Source organism: Chryseobacterium luteum (assembly GCF_000737785.1).
In the GTDB taxonomy this organism is placed as follows: Bacteria; Bacteroidota; Bacteroidia; order Flavobacteriales; family Weeksellaceae; genus Chryseobacterium; species Chryseobacterium luteum.
In genome coordinates this window covers 1-19,956 of the sequence record NZ_JPRO01000035.1, presented here as the reverse complement: position 1 = coordinate 19,956, position 19,956 = coordinate 1, and the positions used below count along the sequence as shown (strand labels likewise).

The 19,956-nt window shown below is 39.4% G+C and carries 17 protein-coding genes; 9 read left to right on the top strand and 8 right to left on the bottom strand.

All coding sequences use genetic code 11. The annotated features are described in order from the left end of the window. From IX38_RS21180 to glgB, 7 genes are all read right to left on the bottom strand, one after another. Positions 1 to 1,420: thiamine pyrophosphate-dependent enzyme (locus tag IX38_RS21180; RefSeq protein ID WP_034708019.1), on the bottom strand; the 1,420-nt coding region annotated here is incomplete at its 3' end. A 124-nt stretch (positions 1,421 to 1,544) separates the two neighbouring features. Next, positions 1,545 to 2,585: an SRPBCC domain-containing protein gene (locus IX38_RS21175; protein WP_034708018.1), complete on the bottom strand. Its 1,041-nt coding sequence runs from the start codon at positions 2,583 to 2,585 to the stop codon at positions 1,545 to 1,547. Positions 2,586 to 3,002: 417 nt separating this feature from the next. Further along, positions 3,003 to 3,383, bottom strand: coding sequence for a helix-turn-helix domain-containing protein (locus IX38_RS21170; protein ID WP_034708017.1), 381 nt, complete (start codon positions 3,381 to 3,383; stop codon positions 3,003 to 3,005). A gap of 159 nt (positions 3,384 to 3,542) precedes the next feature. Then, positions 3,543 to 4,811 carry a glucose-1-phosphate adenylyltransferase gene (locus IX38_RS21165; RefSeq protein ID WP_034708016.1) on the bottom strand — a complete coding sequence of 423 codons (1,269 nt, stop codon included), beginning with the start codon at positions 4,809 to 4,811 and terminating at the stop codon, positions 3,543 to 3,545. Between the two features lie 13 nt (positions 4,812 to 4,824). Further along, positions 4,825 to 5,361: an FEKKY domain-containing protein gene (locus tag IX38_RS21160; RefSeq protein WP_034708015.1), complete on the bottom strand. Its 537-nt coding sequence runs from the start codon at positions 5,359 to 5,361 to the stop codon at positions 4,825 to 4,827. A gap of 2 nt (positions 5,362 to 5,363) precedes the next feature. Further along, positions 5,364 to 6,770, bottom strand: a complete 1,407-nt coding sequence (locus tag IX38_RS21155) for a glycogen synthase (protein ID WP_034708014.1) — start codon at positions 6,768 to 6,770, stop codon at positions 5,364 to 5,366. A 55-nt stretch (positions 6,771 to 6,825) separates the two neighbouring features. Then, a complete protein-coding gene (glgB, locus tag IX38_RS21150) occupies positions 6,826 to 8,775 on the bottom strand; it encodes a 1,4-alpha-glucan branching protein GlgB (protein ID WP_034708013.1) in 1,950 nt (649 codons plus the stop codon). 201 nt (positions 8,776 to 8,976) lie between these two features. On the opposite strand from glgB, the gene IX38_RS21145 reads away from it, so the two are divergent. The 9 genes from IX38_RS21145 (at position 8,977) to IX38_RS21105 (ending at position 18,766) form a co-directional block, all read left to right on the top strand. Further along, entirely contained in the window at positions 8,977 to 10,098 is a 1,122-nt protein-coding gene (locus IX38_RS21145) for an alpha/beta hydrolase-fold protein (protein ID WP_034708012.1), read from the top strand. Between the two features lie 4 nt (positions 10,099 to 10,102). Beyond that, the gene (locus IX38_RS21140) at positions 10,103 to 11,518 is read left to right on the top strand and encodes a leucyl aminopeptidase family protein (protein ID WP_034708010.1); all 1,416 of its coding nucleotides are present in this window, start codon (positions 10,103 to 10,105) and stop codon (positions 11,516 to 11,518) included. A gap of 140 nt (positions 11,519 to 11,658) precedes the next feature. Beyond that, complete coding sequence (locus IX38_RS21135; protein WP_034708009.1) at positions 11,659 to 12,870, top strand: ATP-grasp domain-containing protein; 1,212 nt, start codon at positions 11,659 to 11,661, stop codon at positions 12,868 to 12,870. A 30-nt stretch (positions 12,871 to 12,900) separates the two neighbouring features. Further along, complete coding sequence (locus tag IX38_RS21130; protein ID WP_034708008.1) at positions 12,901 to 13,614, top strand: alpha/beta hydrolase-fold protein; 714 nt, start codon at positions 12,901 to 12,903, stop codon at positions 13,612 to 13,614. 62 nt (positions 13,615 to 13,676) lie between these two features. Beyond that, entirely contained in the window at positions 13,677 to 14,630 is a 954-nt protein-coding gene (locus IX38_RS21125; RefSeq protein ID WP_034708007.1) for an ATP-grasp domain-containing protein, read from the top strand. 29 nt (positions 14,631 to 14,659) lie between these two features. Beyond that, positions 14,660 to 15,778 (top strand): carboxylate-amine ligase, encoded by a 1,119-nt coding sequence (locus IX38_RS21120; RefSeq protein ID WP_034708006.1) that lies wholly within the window; start codon positions 14,660 to 14,662, stop codon positions 15,776 to 15,778. 35 nt (positions 15,779 to 15,813) lie between these two features. Then, positions 15,814 to 16,647: a type 1 glutamine amidotransferase gene (locus IX38_RS21115; protein WP_034708005.1), complete on the top strand. Its 834-nt coding sequence runs from the start codon at positions 15,814 to 15,816 to the stop codon at positions 16,645 to 16,647. A gap of 203 nt (positions 16,648 to 16,850) precedes the next feature. After that, positions 16,851 to 18,035, top strand: a complete 1,185-nt coding sequence (locus IX38_RS21110; RefSeq protein ID WP_034708004.1) for a hypothetical protein — start codon at positions 16,851 to 16,853, stop codon at positions 18,033 to 18,035. A 236-nt stretch (positions 18,036 to 18,271) separates the two neighbouring features. Further along, on the top strand, positions 18,272 to 18,766 hold the full coding sequence (locus IX38_RS21105; RefSeq protein WP_034708002.1) for a MepB family protein: 495 nt from the start codon (positions 18,272 to 18,274) through the stop codon (positions 18,764 to 18,766). A 311-nt stretch (positions 18,767 to 19,077) separates the two neighbouring features. Here IX38_RS21105 and IX38_RS21100 read toward each other — a convergent pair. Next, a partial coding sequence (locus tag IX38_RS21100; RefSeq protein ID WP_034708000.1) for a glutamate ligase domain-containing protein occupies positions 19,078 to 19,956 on the bottom strand: 879 nt, incomplete at its 5' end.

The following is a 19,956-nucleotide window of genomic DNA, read 5'->3' as shown; positions in this document are numbered from 1 at the left end:
ATTTATACAGATTAGGCTGTGTGAATCTAGGCTCATCACCTTCGTTGTGCCCATATTTTCTGTATCCCAGTAAATCGATATAAACGTCTTTCCCGAACTTCGCTCTGAAATCTGCTGCAAAATGCATCGCATGAACTACCGCTTCGGCATCATCAGCATTTACATGCATTACCGGAGATTCCGTCACTTTTGCAATGTCTGTACAGTATGTTGAAGATCTGGCGTCAGCATAATTGGTCGTAAATGACACCTGGTTGTTGACAACGATATGAACTGTTCCTCCTGTTTTGTACCCCTCCAAAGTCATCATCTGAGCTACCTCGTAAGCAATACCCTGCCCGGCAATAGCACCGTCACCGTGGATCACGATAGGAAGGATCTTGGAACCGTCCCCTTTGTATTTGTCATCTATTTTCGCACGGCAGATCCCTTCTACAAGAGCGGCTACGGTTTCAAGGTGAGATGGGTTCGGTGTAAGGTTGATGGCCACTTCTTCTCCTGAAGCAGTTTTCACTTTTTTAGATGATCCCAGGTGATATTTAACGTCACCGGAGAATACATCTTCTTCAAATTCTTTTCCTTCAAATTCTGAGAAGATCTGCTTGTAAGATTTCCCGAAAATGTTTGACAACACGTTCAGTCTTCCTCTGTGAGCCATCCCAAGAACAACTTCGTCTACACCCAATTGAGAAGATCTTGAGATCAGCTGATCCAATGCAGGAATCAACGTTTCGCCTCCTTCCAGGGAGAATCTTTTCTGGCCTACAAATTTGGTATGAAGGTAGTTCTCAAAAGCTACTGCCTGATTTAGTTTTAATAAAATCTCAGTTTTCTCATTGGCGGAAAGACTTGGGTGGTTTTCGTTCACCTGAAGCCATTTCTTGATGAAATCTTTTTCTTCAACATTGTTGATATAGGTATACTCTACCCCGATAGAATCGCAGTAGATATTTTCCAGATGTTTGATGAGGTCCTGTAATGTAGCAGGCTCTTTCATTCCTGTTTCAACAGCACAGTTGAATTTTGTATTCAGATCTTCTTTGCTCAGACCGAAGTTCTCAATATCTAAAGTAGGCGTATAATGCCTTCTTTCTCTGACAGGGTTTGTTTTTGTGAACAAGTGCCCTCTCGTCCTGTAAGCCTCGATAAGGTTTACTACCTTGAATTCTTTTTTGATGTGCTCAGGAACTTCTCCGCCGGCTACTGCCTGGGAGATCTGCTGTACTGCCGGAGCAGCATTGGCCGGAGCCTGGATATATTGGATATTATCATCATCTCCGTAGTTCTCCAAAGCAAAATCGAAACCTTGAAAAAAGGCTTTCCATGATGGCTCTAAAGAATCCGGGAATTTTAAGTACTGTTGGTATAAATCCTCAATTAACTGAGAATGAGCTGCGTTTAGGAATGAAAATCTGTCCATTATTACAGTTTATCTATTATTAAAATTTATTTGTAGAATTAATCTTCAAATTTAATAAAAAAAACCGAGTTAAGACAGCCCGGGACCGTTAAAAAAAATTAAGAAAAAAATAATCGAAAAAAAATCACTTAAACACTGATAATGAGAGCTTCATGTTCACCTCCTGCCCTTCAATGGGACGCTCTATAAAGGTCTGGCGGATATCTCCGAAGCGCATCTCGTCTTTTTTCGCCTTCTGAATCAGCTGCTGAACTGCCTGTATTCTGCCCTCATAGTTTCCTTTGTAGTAGATCACATAATTTTGGGAAGGATTTACGGTACGGAAACTGAAATTATTATCCGGCACTCCTATCTTCTTGGAAAGGGGAATTCCCAGGAAATAGGAAATTTCTTTGTCCTTATAGTTGTCGGCATCGGTAATGAGTATGGGGAAGCCGAATTCGTCGTCTTTTTTACCAAGATCCATAGTAACATAGTTATAGATTTTGCTGTAATTCATAACGATGTTTTTGTAGAGTGCTTCTTTCTTGTTGGATGCACTTACGTTGATTCCCAAAAGCAGCTTATTTTCTTCATTTTCCACCATGAGGCTGTCGTATTTTATGGAAGCCATCTGGTTGTCTTTTTCCACTTTATTGCCCAGAACATTTTTGAGGTTCACCATGCTTTTATTGATATTTTCGGCGAAGCGGTCTTCTGTCCAGAAATTTTCCACTCTTCTGAATACGGAAAGTTTAGGGGTATGCACATTCCAGATGATTTTCGTTTTGTCCGGGGAAACAGCCTTAAACTGAACGTCTACCACGGTAGGGTTTTCGTTTCTGTCTTCAAAGAGCTGGTATCTCAAACTTTTGGCAGGATTTTCATAGCGGATGAACATTTCTCCGTCGGTATCGTTTTTCGGGTCTACATAGCTGATTGCGCCTCCCTGTCCTTCGTAAGGGGTGTAATAATCTATGTCAATAGAGGGTGAACTTGTAAAAAAATTGTTCCAGCGGGTAAAATGCTGCAGATTATTAAACTGGGAAAAGACTTTATCTATGGGATAATCCACCTCTTTTTCAATCTTAAAATCTTTGTTTTCGTCCACAAAAAAATACATGGAAGCAGCATAAGCTCCTACCAAAAGAACAACAATTACGGCTATTATTTTAAAAAAACGCATCGCACAAAAGTAATACAAATAAAAAAAGTGACCAATATCCTGATCACTTAGTTGTATGTTTAACAATAATTAACCTGAAAGGCTAAGGTTGGAAAATCGCAAAGGCGCAATTTTTCTTATTTAGGCCCTGTTTTAAGGCGCAAGGATTTTATCTTCGATAAAATTGTGAGCCGCTGTTGTTGCGGGAATGCGCAATCTAAGGTTTATGTTAAAAAGAATTTCTTTCTGGAATTGTTTCGTCGCTTAACTTCTGACAATGACGGGATACTTCTTTTATTTTCTGAACCATTAAGGAAATTTAAGGTATTAAGGAACATTAAGAAAACATCAAAGATGTTTATAAAGCATCATGCTTATTATTCTTAACAGCTTAAATTTCCTTAATGGTTCAAAATAAATAAAGTTCGAAATATTTTATTATTTCTTATTTTCAGAAGATAATCTTTCAACTTCTTTTTTTAGAAGAGTAATATAATCCTGAAGGCTGTCTATAATTGCATCAGGAATATTGTAGTTATTATTATTCGTTCCATTAAAAGGGAAATTATAAAAGCCTGCATTATCACTTATGGTATTGTACTCGTTATTGATCACCACCTTCCCTTCTTCTTCCTCATAAATATTCTCTAAAGGAACGTCTAAAAAACGGGCAATTTTATCCCATTCATCTTTGAAGATCCTTACATCTCCGCTTTCTTTCCTGCTATAGTTGGATACATCGGTGGCTATAATATCGGCAATATGCTGCTGGGTAAAACCTTTCTGTTTTCTTATTGTGCGTAATTTTTCTTTATGCATAGCTGGTTCTTTTCTACAAAAATGCTAATTTATTTTGTATCTCTGAAATGTTTGCGTTTATATTTTTTATCCTTCAATTCTACATTGATCCCTTCGGTGGGGTTCCGGAGCAGTTGGGAACTCCAAAATATCAATCCGGAACCCTAATGCAGAATACTTTTACCCGATATGGGTTCCTGAACGAAGTACAGCGCCTTTTTTCACTACTACAATTCCATCCTGAACGGAATAGGTTCCGTAGTCGCCATCCGGGATATGTTTTCCGCCGATAATTTTCACATTGTCGCCAATGTAGCAGTTCTTGTCCAGAATGGCCTTTTCAATATAGCAGTATTTCCCGATTCCCATATTCGGCTGCCCGTTGGTATCGTTGATTACAATTTCTGCGGTATTCTGGTAAAAATCGGCCCCCATTACGTAAGAATTAACGATGGTACTTCCTTTGTCTATCCTCGTTCGGTTCCCGATCACAGAGTTCTCAATCTTATCTGCCATGATGATGCATCCGTCTCCAAAAACAGCCTTGCTTACGTATGAGCCATTAATTTTGGACGGCGGAAGCATCCTCGCTCTTGTATAGATGGGCGAAGAGGAAAAAAGGTTGAACTGAGGAAAATCCTGACAGAGATCCAGATTGGCCTCGTAGAAAGATTCTATGGTTCCTATGTCTGTCCAGTAGCCTTCGTACTGGTAGCTTAATGTTTTGTATTTTCCGATTGAATTCGGAATGATATCTTTCCCGAAATCGTCACCTGCGCCATCTTCAAACATTTTTTTGAGGATGGTTCTGGTGAAAATATAAATTCCCATTGAGGCCAGATATTCTTTTCCTTTATGCTTGTTTTCTTCTGAAACTTCGGATTTCAGGCCTTCCAGAATGTCATATTCCGGTTTTTCGTAGAAGGATGTGATATTCCCGTCATCATCCGACTTTAAGATCCCGAATCCTGTGGCATCTTTTGCCACGACGGGAATGGTAGCAATCGTTACATCGCCTTCGTTTTTAATGTGGAAATCCAGCATTTCCCTGAAATCCATCTGATAAAGCTGATCGCCGGAAAGGATAAGGATATACTCATAATCATATTTTTCAAGGTGCTTCATAGACTGGCGGACTGCATCTGCCGTTCCCTGATACCAGCTTTCGTTTTCCACATTCTGCTCGGCTGCGAGGATGTCTACAAAGCCTTTGCTGAAAATATCAAAGTGATAGGAGTTCTTGATATGTGAATTTAAGGAAGCTGAATTAAACTGGGTTAAAACCAGGATCTTATTGAGCCCGGAATTCAGACAGTTGGAAATAGGAATATCTACCAGCCTGTATTTTCCCGCGATAGGAACTGCCGGTTTTGACCTTGAATACGTTAACGGGAATAATCTTGTCCCTCTGCCGCCTCCCAAAACAATGGAGATTACATTTCGTTTCATATATATCGTGCGTTTATTGAATTATACTTACTTTTCTATTTTTAGTGTTTACAGTTGCTCTGAAGCACTCTTTATTTTCGTATCTGAGTTCATTATTATACACAATGACTTTAAATTCACCTTCATTATTCAGTTCCTGAATTTCCTTTTCTACATTATAGATCTCTATATTATGCTTTTTGAGTTCATTCCTGAATAACTTATTGATGATAAGAACATCCATAACCTCCACCTTCTTCATCATAAAACCATCAATGTCCTTATTATATTTTTCTTTCCAGCGTTTTCCAAACTCTCTTTCAATGGCGGCATAGGTCTTTTTGTTTTCGGCTTCTACGCTGTGCATTATTTTCGGATCAATCATACATCCTGAAACAGCATGGTATTTAATCTTCCATTTTTCAGAAATTCCCTCCGCAGCCTCAAAAAAATTCATCCTTGGATACCCGTAGGTATAAATCCAGTAGTAACCTCCCCGGTACGTTCCTTCTTCTTTTTTACATGAAAAGATCAAAGTCAAAAGGAACAGGAAGGCTAGCTTTTTCCACATTATTAATTATTATATAAAGCTATATATTTCTCCGCAGATTTCTCCCATGCAAAATCAAAACTCATGTTGGCATGGATAAGATCTTTCATCATCCCTTTCTGGTTATAAATGCCCAATGCCCTGTTCATGGCATGGACAATATCATCTACTCCCGGATAGGTAAAATTGATTCCTGCCCCTCCGGTTGAAATGTCTTCTACCGTATCTCTGAGGCCTCCGGTATATCTCACAACCGGAACCGTCCCGTACTTCATGGAGTACATCTGATTCAGTCCGCATGGCTCCACTCTGGACGGCATCAGCAGAAAGTCTGCCGAGGCATAGATCTTGTGGGAAAGGTGTTCTTTATATCCAAGATCCAAAGCAAGATTACTATATGTATATTCGTATTCTTTAAGCTTATTTTCAATATATGAATTTCCTGAACCGAGGATCATAATATTGAGTGCACCATAGCTTTGTTTTATACTCTTCCAGACTACATCAGGCAGGAAATCTGCACCTTTTTCGGTGGCAAATCTTCCTATAAACGCAAACAGGGGAAGTTCCGGCTTCAGGCCATATTCTTTGCAAAGCTTTTCCTTGTTCTTCTTCTTCTGGGCTACGGCATTTTTAATAGTAAAATTAAAATCCAGCATAGGATCGGTTTCGGGATTCCATACTTCTGCATCAATTCCGTTGATGATTCCGTATGCTTTTCCAAACTCCTGGCGTACCAGGCTTTCCAGTCCCCGGAAGCTGATAAAGAGCTCTTCCAGATACCCTTCTGAAACGGTTGTAAAAGCATGGGAACATTTGATCATGCTTGCCAGCGGATTGATAAAGCCGTTCCAGTCCATCAGTCCCCATTTATAGGAATCAAAAGAAGGCATATAATTCGCCATATTCCAGCTCATCATTCCCTGGTATTCTCCGTTATGGATGGTTCCTATTGTTTTTACTCCTTTCAAAAATTCAAATTCAGAACAGTGCTCAATCATAAAAGGGACCAGCCCTGTATGATAATCGTGGCAGTGTAATACATCAGGGCGGATCTTCATTGCACTCAGCCAATGGAGCACGCCATGCTGAAAAGCTAGAAACTGAAAACTTTCATCCTGATATCCGTAAGGATTTTCCCTGTCCAAAAGCCCGGGAATTCTCACCATATAAAGTTCAAACCCCAAAGCATCCGTTTTCTCCTTCATGACCTGAACCTGGAGCATATTCAGCCCCTGGTGAATGAAGCCATCAAAAACTATGTCAAACTCATGATCATGAACAAAAGATTTGTTGTACCAGGGCATTACAACCTTTGCTTCTACCCCTTTTATTTTGTTCTGATATTTCGGCAGCGCGCCCACAACATCTGCAAGACCGCCCACTTTAGCTACCGGATAACATTCTGTGCTTAAATGATATACTACCATAATTTCAATATCCTTTGTGTTTCACCATATTTCTTTTCTGTCCTCAGCATCATAGTTATTTCTTATGTTGTTTTATTCTTTGCAATTTATATTTTTTATCTTTTTTCTGTTTTAAAATAATTCCTGCCAGCGGCGGAAGTTTTACGGTGACGGATCTTGGATGCCGCATCCACTCTTCATTTTTTTCATTCAAAATATCAGCAGATACACCGCTTCCGTTATACTTCTGATCATCCGAGTTCAATATAACTTCCCAATGGGTTCCTGCACCTACTCCAATTTTATACTCCAAAACATTTGGTGTCAGATTCAAAGCAACCATCAGAACATCGTCCTTTTTTTTACCCTTCCTGAGATATACATACACGGAATTCTCAACATCATCGGCCTCCACCCATTCAAAACCGTTTTTGTCAAACTGATTTTCATAAAAAGCGGTTTCATGCCGATAGAGATGATTAAGGTCTTTTACAAGGTCCTGCATTCCTTTATGAACCGGATACTTCAGCAAATGCCAGTCCAGGCTTCGGGTAAAATTCCACTCGCCCGTTTGTGCAAATTCGTCTCCCATAAACAGAAGCTTGGCTCCAGGATGGGTATACATATAGACATACAATGCGCGGAGGTTGGCAAATTTCTGCCATTCGTCGCCCGGCATTTTATAGATCAGGCTTGCTTTCCCGTGCACCACTTCATCATGTGACAGAGGCATCATATAATTTTCATTATACATATACACGGAAGCAAAAGTGATTTTATGGTGGTGGTATTTCCTGTTTTCCGGAGCTTCCTTGAAGTAATCCAGTGTATCATGCATCCATCCCATCATCCATTTCATTCCGAAACCTATTCCGCCAGCATGAACGGGTTTGGTAAGCATCGGAAAATCCGAACTTTCTTCAGCTATTGTGATAATGCTATCTCCGAATTCTTTATAAACCGCAGTATTGAATTCCTGCAGGAAAGCTTTCGCTTCAAGATTTACATTTCCTCCTTCTATATTAGGTTCCCATTCTCCTTCATTTCTGGAATAATCGAGGTGAAGCATTGATGTAACCGCATCCACACGAAGCCCGTCAGCATGATAACGTTCCAGCCAGAACATGGCATTGGAGATCAGAAAAGATTTAACTTCATTCCTTCCATAGTTGAAAATATAGGATTTCCAGTCAGGATGAAACCCCTTTCTGGGATCTTCGTGCTCATAAAGATAAGAACCGTCAAAACGGTGAAGCCCATTGGCATCGCCCGGGAAATGAGAGGGTACCCAATCCAGAATAACCCCAATGTCATTTTTATGAAGTTCATCAATCAGGAACATGAGGTCCTGTGGTGAACCGAAACGTGAGGTGGCCGCATAAAACCCTGTAATCTGGTATCCCCAGCTTGGATCGTATGGATATTCCATAACGGGCATGAATTCTACATGGGTAAAATTCATTTCCTTTATGTAAGGAACTAATTTTGTGGCAATATCCCGGTAATTTAAATACTTGTCAGGAGCATCGTCCTGTCTTACCCAGGAACCTAAATGAAGTTCATAAACGGACATCGGCGCGTTTAAGCTATTCTTTTTCCAGCGCTTTTCCATCCATTCACCATCACTCCATTCATACCAGGTTGTAGAAACCAGCGAGGCTGCCTGCAGATTCTGCTCCCAGCTTAAGGCATAGGGATCGCTTTTCTCCAGAATTTCGCCTCTTGCAGTTTCTACAGCATATTTATATAACGTGCCCCATGTGAGCCCTGCAATAAAACCTTCCCAAATCCCGGACCCGTCCCATCGGGGAAACAGAATATGATCTTTATGATTCCAGTTGTTGAAATTCCCTATCACGGAAACTTTTTTTGCATTGGGAGCCCACACCGAAAAGTAGACACCTTTTACACCGTCCTTTTCAGCAGAGTGTGCCCCAAATTTCCCATACAGCTTATAATGCCTGCCTTCTTTGAAGAGGTAGACATCATGATCAGTGAACAGCGTATAGGTTTTAACAGAATTCATCAATATATCGTTGTACTTTATTTTTCCCTGAAACTACGAAAATTCCCTGCAATAACAGTTAATAATTAATCAAATAATTATTATGTTAATTCTCTGTTTTGGGTGCATTGATCAAATATATTATTTTTTACATTTACTTTTTTATGATTTTGAAACAATCTTTTTATAAATTTAGCTGCCAATTTATATTAAACACACATGATGAGGTTTGAACTTTATACAAAAGAAAGCGACGACAGAACGGTGTACATCACCGGAAATTTCAACAACTGGAATCCCAGAGACTACAGTTATCAGCTCAAACAGCTGGATCCGCATAATTATTTTATAGAAATCGACAGCGAAATCCTTCCCGACATTGTGGAATACAAATTCACAAAGGGAGGCTGGGAAAACGTGGAACTCGATAAGTACGGGAACATCACGCCCAACCGAAAGGCTGAAAAGGCAGCCGGAAAAACATCTGATATCATAGAAAAATGGAGGCTCAACTGGGGACCTTTCAAAAAAGAATTTTTCCCGATCGCAGAGGTTATTTCTGATGAATTTTATATTCCCCAGCTTGACCGATACCGTAAAGTATGGGCCGTACTGCCTTATGATTACTATGTTTCTGAAAAAAGCTACCCTGTACTTTATCTTCAGGATGCTCAGAACCTTTTTAATGAGGGAAGCGGGTACGGAAACTGGGAAATCGACAAAAAGCTGTCAATCCTTGCAGAATACGGCCGTGGCGACGTTATTATCATTGCGATAGAACACGGCAGCGAAGAACGCATCAAGGAATATATATTTGACAACGATAATATTGCGAACGGCTCTGAAGGCAAAAAATACATCCGTTTTATTACGGATACTCTGAAACCTTTTGTGGATGAGCACTACAGGACCAAGAAAGACCGTGACAATACAGGAATCGGGGGCAGCTCTCTAGGTGCACTGATCAGTATTTACAGTGGATTTCTCTATCCCGAAGTTTATTCCAAACTGCTGATCTTCTCCCCTTCCCTTTGGGTGGAACCTAATAACAATTTCCCGATGATGAACTTCAGGATTCCCTTTAAAACAAAAATATACCTGTACGGAGGCGGTCAGGAAGGTTCTAAAATGGTAAAAAGAATCCGTGTTTTTGAAGAATATTTGAAACGGTGGGAAAAGAAGAATCTTTTCGATTTTGAATTCAAAACCAGCATCAATCCGGAAGGAACCCACAGTGAGTTTTACTGGTCACAGGAGTTCCCAAGAGCTATTGAATGGCTGTACTATAACAATACAGAAAATCCGGTAGAAGTAAAACCACAACAACAAAGCGTTAAAAATTAAGTTTATGAAACTAATTAATAAAAAAAATAAAAAATACACCCAGATCTTCCAGCTTTTCACGGAAGAAGAATGGAAGAAATCCGGTAAAAATTACAACAAAAACATTACTTCCTTTTTTACAGGGAAAAAATATGAGGTTTTTATTCACATTGAAGAGGAAAGCATCATTTACCTGATCGGTTTGGGAAAATCAACCCTGCAGAATTTCGAGGTACAGCAGGTTGCCGTTAAATTCTCTCAGACTCAGAAAGAAAAGCTTCAGGCTGTTCCAACTCTGGTTTTGGCAGATTTCCTGAAAGAAAAACAGTTTGAAGAGTTTGTAAAAGGGCTGCTTTTCGGAACATACAATTATCCTTTTGATAAGAAGCATGCTTTCTGGAACCCCGGATTTGAGATTCATTTCGAAAATTTAAGCCAGAAAAAATTAGATGTTATAGCTTCAAAAGCTGAAGCAATGGCTAATGGGCAAACTGCCTGCCAGGAATGGCTGAATAAGCCCGCCAATCTTAAGAAACCGGATGTTTTAAGCCTCTACCTTAAAAATTTATCCAGAAAATACGAGCTAAAATATACGGCTTTCAACAGAAAAAAATGCGAAGAACTGGGTCTTGGGGCTTACCTTTCAGTCAACCAGGGAAGTGCTTATGATGCTGCTTTTACCATCATAGAATACAAAACTACGGTCAAAAACGCGAAAACATTTGGTCTGGTAGGAAAATGCGTCCTCTTTGACACAGGAGGTATTTCACTGAAAAACCCGGACAATATGCACTATATGAAATCCGATATGGGCGGTGCTACCGCAGTTATCGGAACACTGATTTACGCTGCAGAAATGAAACTTCCGGTGAATATCGTTGCGGTACTTCCTATTACAGACAATGCTATTTCTGAAAATGCTTTTCTGCCAAGCGATGTCATTACAGCCTATAACGGAAAAACCATTGAAGTTCTCAATACAGATGCAGAAGGCAGAATGATCCTTGCAGACGGGCTTTCTTATCTGGCTAAAAATTATAAAACAGATTTTCTGATCGATCTTGCCACCTTAACCGGGAGCTCTGTCAGAATGTTCGGCGATACCTGCGGCGCTATGTTTTCCAATAATGATGAACTGAAAAATCTTCTGGTGAAAACCGGAGACACCACCAATCAAAGGGTATGGAATCTTCCTTTGTGGGACGTATGGAAAGACGATATCCAGTCTGATGTGGCAGATCTCAAAAACATCTCTATGAAACCTATCGGCGACTGTATCATAGCAGCTAAATTCCTGGAACAGTTTATTGAAAACCATCCTAAATGGGCCCATCTGGATATTGCAGGTGTTGCTTTCGGAAATACGGGATACGCAAAGGAAAAAGCGGCAACTGGTTTTGGAGTACAATTACTGGCCGATTTAATGGAAAATTATCATTAAAAATTAGTTTTTTTCAAAATTTCTCTGTATACTTGATTGTACTTTTTCAAAAACGCAGTTTATTGATGTTTTTAACATTAATTAATCAATAAAAAATTGCTTTTATTTTTGATAATTTACTAAAAATTAAAAAACATTATATGGAGGAGAAAATCATAGTATGTATTTCATGCTATCACAAGGGCTATGACTTCATGGATGAAATGAAGAAGCTCGGTAATAAAATTATCCTGGTAACATCTGAGGGCCTTAAAGAAAAAAACTGGCCCTGGCATGCTATTGATGAGGTATTTTACATGCCTGAATTAAGACCGTCCGTCTGGAACCTGGAACATCTGGTACAGGGATTCTCACATCTCATGACCACCAGAAAAATAGATGCTGTTGTTGCACTTGACGATTATGATGTAGAAAAAGCAGCCCTGATCCGGGAAACATTCCGTATTCCCGGAATGGGACAGACCACACACCGTTATTTCAGAGATAAACTGGCCATGCGCCAGAAAGCGAAAGATTCAGGAATCAGTGTTCCGGAGTTTACGGCAGTCTTTAATAATGATGAGGTCAACAGCTTTATAGAAAAAGTTCCGGCTCCGTGGGTCCTGAAACCGCGCTCGGAAGCTTCGGCATCAGGTATCAAGAAGTTCTCTTCCAAAGATGAACTCTGGAACGAACTGAATACCCTCGGTGAAGAACGTCATCTTTTTTTGCTGGAAAGTTTTAAGCCGGGAGATGTTTATCATGTGGACAGCCTTACCTTTAATAAAGAAATTGTATTTACATCTGCCTCTAAATATCTTGCTCCACCTATGCAGGTCTCTCATGAAGGCGGCGTATTCCGGTCCAAGACGCTTGGAAGATATTCTGACGAATTTAAAGCTCTTGAAGAAGCCAATGCGAAGGTCCTTTCAAGTTTCGGACTGCTTAACGGAGCTACTCATACTGAATTTATCCGTGGAAAAGCAGACGGGAAATGGTATTTCCTTGAAACCTCCTCCAGGGTTGGCGGTGCGCACATTCCGGATCTCGTTGAAGCCTCAAGTAATATTAACATCTGGCGGGAATGGGCAAAAATTGAAGACGCCCTTCTCCGTGGAAAAAGTTACCAGGCCTCAAAACCTACAGGGTATTATTCAGGACTGATTGTTGCCCTGATCAAAGACAAGCATCCCGATTACAGTGCTTTTGAAAGTGAAGAAGCCGTGAAGTTTATTCCAATCGATTATCATATCGGAATCCTTTACAAATCTACCGATCCGGACATTATACAGGAAAGGCTGGACAGTGCTGCAGAAAAGATCCAGGCAGAAATGCTGAATATCCTGCCGCCCAAAGGTAAAATGACGAGCTAAAATATATTATAATAAAAGAAAAATTAATCAATGCCGCATATAGAACATACAGATTATTACTCAAATATATTAGGAACAAGCCTTAAAATAGAAGTGACGGGACATTACGGACATCCGATTATCATGTTTCCGACTTCTCAGGGACAGTACACCCAAAATCATGATTTCCATCTTAACGGAAGCATCAACTGGTTTATAGAACAGGGCAAAGTAAAGCTTTATAACATTCAGACCATTGACGCGTGGAGTTTTTATGATGAAAAGATCACGCCCCAGCAAAGAATAAAAAATTATGAGCTGTATGTACAGTTCCTGATCCAGGAATTCATTCCCTATATCCAGAAGCTCCACAATACCCACCGTGTAGCAGTGGCCGGAGCAAGCTTCGGAGGTTATCATGCGGCCAATTTTGCGTTCAGATTTCCGGATGTGGTTTCGCATCTGTTCTGTCTGTCGGGAGCTTTCAGCATCAGAAATTTCATGGACGGATATTCAGATGAGCTTGTTTATTTTAACTGTCCGAGAGAATTTGTCAAGAATGATGAAGCCTGGAAATATAAGCATATGCACATTGTGCTGAGTACTTCTGACGAGGACATATGCAAAGATAAAAACGTTGAAATGGCGGGGATCCTAAGCTCGAAAGGAATAGATTTCTGGTATGACGAGAGAAAATGGATCAACCACGACTGGCCGTTATGGAGAATGGCCTTTCCGACATTTATAGGTGCATTTTTCTCCTGAAAAGCAGTAGACATTTAAAAAGATAAAATAATAAAACATATACCAATTTAAAAACAGAAATTATGGCAAAAAAAGTGGGAATTCTATTCGGTATGGAAGATACGTTTCCTTGGGCGTTTATCGACAAAGTGAATGAGCTGGGCGGCGGAGAAATCATTGCTGAACCTGTAAACATCGATAAACTGGAGCAAGGTGCTGATTACGGCTATGCAGTAATTATCGACAGAATTTCGCAGGATGTTCCTTTTTACAGAGCTTATTTGAAAAATGCAGCACTTAACGGGACTTATGTAATCAATAACCCGTTCTGGTGGAGTGCTGATGAGAAATTCTTCAATAATGCGCTGATGTCAAAACTGGGAATTCCTCTTCCTAAAACAGTACTGCTTCCTTCGCACGAAAGACCTACTGATACTTCGGAAACCTCATTCAGAAACCTGAAGTTCCCTCACGACTGGGAATATATTTTCAATTACGTAGGATTTCCTGCTTATATGAAACCTCATGACGGCGGCGGATGGAAAAGTGTGTACAGGGTAGAAAGCCCGGAAGATTTATGGGATAAATTAAGTGAAACTGAACAGCTGGTCATGATGGTACAGGAAGAAATTGTCTTTGACGATTATTACAGAGTGTACTGTCTGGGCAAAAAATACGTTCATATTATGCCTTACGAACCGCGTAATCCGCATCATCTGAGATATGCCACTACACATCAGACTCAAGGTAAAGATCTGGAGAAATTATTAAAAACGATCCACGACTACACTATTAAAATGAATGAAGCTCTGGGCTACGATTTCAATACAGTGGAATTTGCCATCAGAGACGGAATTCCATATGCTATAGATTTCTGTAATCCTGCTCCTGATGCCGATAAAAATTCTGTGGGGGAAGACAACTTTGCATGGATTGTAGAACATTCTGCTAAGCTGGCCATTGAAAAAGCAAAAGAATATGTTCCGGGTAAACCTAACATCTCTTGGGGTACATTTGTAAAAGACTCCGTAAAATAAACGTTAAAAAATAAAAAACACGAAAAAAAATGCATCAGTTTACTATAGGAATTGAGGAAGAATATCAGATCATTGATGTTGAAAGCAGAGACTTAATATCTCATGTTTCAAAGATCATTGAAGGGGGCAAAGCTGTTTTAAGTGAAAATTTAAAGCACGAAATGCACGAGTCCATGATCGAAATGGAAACAGGGATCTGCCAGAATATTAAAGAAGCCCGGGCCGAACTGACCAATCTGAGACGGCACTTAATCAATACAGCGCACGAACAGGGGCTTCGCGTTTCCGGAGGCGGAACACACCCTTTTTCAAATTGGGAGCACAATACCATCACTAATGGTGAGCGGTATAACAAAATCGTAGATGATATGGGAGATGTTGCCCGCGGAAATCTTATTTTCGGGCTCCATGTTCATATCGGAATCCCCAACCGTGAAGAAGGAGTAAGAATTCAGAATGTGATGCGTTATTTTCTTCCGCACGTATATGCACTTTCTACAAACTCTCCTTTCTGGATAGGAAGAAATACTGGTTTCAAATCCTACAGACAGGAAATCTTTGTAAAATTTCCAAGAACAGGTATTCCAAGCTATTTCAATTCACTGGCCGAGTTTGACAGTTATGTAGAACTTCTGGTAAAAACCGGAACGATAGACAATGCCAAAAAAATCTGGTGGGACCTGAGGGTTCACCCGTTCTACCCTACCATTGAGTTCAGAATTTGTGACATGCCGTTAAGGATAGATGAAACCGTTTGTATGGCTGCCATTATGCAGAGTCTGGTGGCAAAAATCTATAAGCTTCACCAGCAGAACTTAAGTTTCAGAAGCTACAGAAGATTATTACTGAACGAAAACAAATGGAGAGCATCCAAAAGCGGAATTGATGCACATCTGATTGATTTCGGAAAAGAAGAATCCGTTCCTTACCCTCATCTTTTAAAGGAACTCCTGGAATTTATTGATGATGTTGTAGATGAACTCGACTGCAGAAAAGAGGTTGAGTACGCATGGACCATTTTGGAGAACGGAACAGGAGCCGACAGACAGCTAAATGTATTTAATGAGACCGGCGATCTTACCAAAGTAGTGGATTATATGATTTCGGAAACTGAGTATGGCATAACACATGGCGAAACGGCTTCATAATATTTTTGGTAACTTTACAAAAAATATGAAGTAGTATGAAAGATATTCGAATCGCTCTGGTTGATATGAATAACAACCATGTCAATCAAGGCTTTAGAAATATTAAAGAGATTTCAGAAGCATTCCAGCAGAGTTCTGAAGAAAATGTAATCATCAAAACATTTGATGTAAGGTTCAGGAATGAAATGCCGGACATTGATGATTTTGACATCTTTATTTCTTCGGGCGGACCGGGAAATCCACACAGGGAAGGTCTGGAATGGGAAGACAAATATGCAAGCTTTCTGGATGCTGTTTTAGAGCATAACAAATACAATGAAGACAAAAAATATCTGTTCCTGATCTGCCATTCATTCCAATTGGCAAGCATTCACTGGAAGCTGGGTAATATCTGTAAAAGAAAATCTTATTCTTTCGGGGTAATGCCTGTGCACAAAACAGAGGAAGGTGAACAGGAATTTCTATTTAAAAATCTTCAGGATCCTTTCTATGCCGTAGATTCCAGAGCTTATCAGTTTATTGAACCGGATATGGACCGTTTTGATGAACTGGATATGAAGATTATGGCTATTGAGAAATTCAGACCGCATATTAACCTGGAAAGAGCCGTGATGGCTGTCCGTTTTTCAGATGAGATATTCGGGACACAGTTCCATCCGGAAGCTGATCCTGAAGGCATGATCGAAAATCTGAAAGATGAGAAAAACAAAACGGCAATGATCGAAAACTTCGGAATGGAGAAATATCTTGAAACGGTAGACAGAATAGATGACGAGGATAAGATCATTCTTACCAGAAGCCAGATCCTGCCGAGATTCCTTCAGTCTGCAAAAAAAAACATTTTGAAGGGAAGTAAAGTATTAGCATAATTTAAGGATGAAGATAGAAGATGGAAGTAAATATGTAACGGTCGACTTCTAACCGTTTGTTTGGCAGAGCTTAGAAATCAATAACTGATTTAGTTCTTTCAAGCCTCCTTAACCTTCCTCTTTCAACATCAGACTTTTTAACCAAATAATTAAATCGGGCATCACTGCTCGATTTTTTAAAATCAAACCACAAAGAGAAAAATATGATCCCAAAATACAGAAAACAGTTCAATCAGGAATTCTCACAGGAAAAATACAGCCAGCTCAAAGAAAGTCTTGCCCAAAAAGGGGGTATTGCAACGGCTTTCAGAATTTCCGAAAGCCCGCTCTTCCTTCCCAATGAGTTTAAAAGCAAACTTCTTGAGGCCAGTGAAAGTATTATCGACCAGATTAAAGCGCTTCCCGCTGAGGTACTTTACAAAGCCGTTCCGGATAACTGCAGAGTTCCCAATGACACTCTTCAGCCCCACTTTTTCACGATAGATTTCGGGATATGCCGAAGCGAGAACGGAACCATTGAACCTCAACTGATCGAGCTGCAGGCTTTTCCTTCATTATATGCTTTCCAACAGGTTTTTGAGGATACATTCTGTGAGGTCTACCCTTTTCTTTCTGAGATCAGGAATACAATGCCTCATGCCGAGTTTAAAAATCATTTGAAAAAGCTGATTATAGGAGACGAGAATCCCGAAAACGTTATTCTCCTCGAAATATTTCCGGAAAAGCAAAAAACAGCAATTGATTTTGCCTTAACAGAACAATTATTAGGAATAAAAACGGTCTGTCTGACGAAAGTAAAAAAAGAAGGCAGAAAACTGTTTTATGAAAATAACGGAAAACCTGTTGAGATCAGAAGAATTTATAACCGTGTCATCTTCGATGAACTGGACAGAATTCCAGATTTAAAAGCCGGATTTGATTTCCGTGATGACATTGATGTGAAGTGGATCACGCATCCTAACTGGTTCTTTAAGATCTCAAAATTTCTTCTTCCGGTTCTGAAGCATCAGTTTGTTCCGAAAAGCTATTTTCTTCATGAATTTCCGGAGCATGAGAATCTAGACAACTTTGTCCTGAAACCTTTATTCTCATTCGCGGGAAGCGGAGTAAATTTAAATCCTACAAAAGAAATCACAGAGGTTATTGAAGATAAGGAAAACTATATTTTACAGAGAAAAGTGACCTATGAGCCGATTTTTGAAGATATTAACGGAGAATTTTCAAAAGCAGAAATCCGACTGCTGTATATCTGGCACGAAAATGAGGAACGCCCTATTCTACTGGAAAATCTGGGAAGAATGACGAAAGCTGCAATGGTAAATGTAGATTTCAATAAAAAAGATGCAATATGGATTGGAAGCTCTAATGCCTTTTTTGGAGAGGAATAATTCAACCTAAAAACAGGATCGTAAATAAACGAATCCCCTATTAATATGACAAATCCTTCTGAATTCAGAGGGATTTATTATTTTTGCGATTTTATCTGAGATAAAATTCCTAACTTTTTATTATAACGTCTTTGCTGAAAATCTTTTATTTTCTTGCGCCTTTGCAGATTTTCTAACAAAGAAGTTTAAACAAATTCAATGATAAAAAGCTATCGAAACAATAAAAAATACTACTTATGAATCTTAAAAATGTCGATGAACTGATTTTTCAACCGCTCGGGCTGGAACTTCTAAATGCAGAAGAAGATATAGAATCTAAAGATTATTCAGGTTGCAGTTTTGTCTTAAACCGTTTGAATATTAAATTCCGCACTGCGAAGATAACACCGACTAAAACAGGCCAGTTTGTAACCCTCTGGAAACGGAATAAAAAAGGAGAAACTGCTCCGTTTGATTCCTATGATGTTTTTGATTTCTATATAATTTCAGCTTCTAAAGATATTGACAAAGGTATTTTCATCTTTCCTAAAGAAGTTCTGATAGAAAAAGGAATTTTGTCCCATGAAAAAAGGGTTGGTAAAAGAGGAATCAGGGTATATCCGGGCTGGGATCTTACGGAAAATAAGCAGGCTAAAGCTACTCAAAAATGGCAGGCAGAATACTTTCTTGATCTTTCACAGAGTACGGAATCATATCTTCAAAAAGCGAAACTACTATTTGAGTTAAAATAGCTAATCTGTGTATGGGTTTAACGTAAAATTTTATATTAGATTGCAAAGACAGAATCGATCTCTGATCGATTTGACTAAGCGGATGTTTTATTCATGCAGTTTCATCAGTGGCTTCACCACCTTCTTTGAACTTCTTAAAGTAAAATGTGTTTTTTCATAAAGCTTTGCGTTAAAGAAATCTCTCGCTGATTAGATAGATTCTGCAGATATTTATGCTTTATGAACTTGTCGAATATGATGAGAAAAGTAAAATGATATTTTGTTTAAAATAAAAACGGCTGAAATTTCAGCCGTTTATAAGTTATTTATTTTTAGGAATTTTTATCGTCTTCCATAAGTTCACGTGTCTGATATTCCTGTACCAGATCTATCGCGTTTGAAATAACATCGCTTAGGGCGGTAATGAAAGTACCGTCTTCAGCCATTCCCATCGCATGTTTTAACGCTTCAATTTCTTTAGGAATGATCTCATAGCTTACATCTCTTCCGGCCTCGTTGATACCATCAATGATCAGACTGTTGATTTCTTCTTCTGTTCTTCCTCTCAGGTGTTTTTCATTTCTGATAATAATGTAATCAAACATTCTTCCTGCTATTTTCCCGCATTCCCTGATATCACCGTCCCGTCTGTCACCTACTCCTGAAATGATGCCTATTTTCTTCGTGGATTCTACATTTTTAAGATAATCTTCGATGGCTTCGTATCCTGAAGGATTGTGTGCAAAATCAATCAGTACCTTAAAGCTTTTGAATTTAAAAATATTCAGCCTGCCCGGTGTGAGCTGTGCACTCGGAATGAAAGTTCTTAAGGAATTGGAAATATCTTCAATACCGAAGCCGTAAAGATAACTTGCCAAACTCGCTGCCAAAACGTTTTCGATCATAAACCTGGCTTTACCTTCCATGGTAATCGGGAAATCTTTTGCCTTTCCTATCCTGATCTTCCAGTCGCCTTTTTTAATGGTCACAAAACCTTCTTCATATATGCAGGTAATTTTTCCTTCTTTGGCAAACTTTACAATATGGGGATTGTTTTCATTCATACTGAAGATCGCCACATTGCTGTCGAGATCATTAATAATCCTCATCGAATATTCATTATCGGCATTAAGTACGCTCCAGCCGTTTTTCTTCACGCTGTCCAGAACTACTCTTTTTACCTTTGTCAGGTCTTTCAGGTTGTGAATATC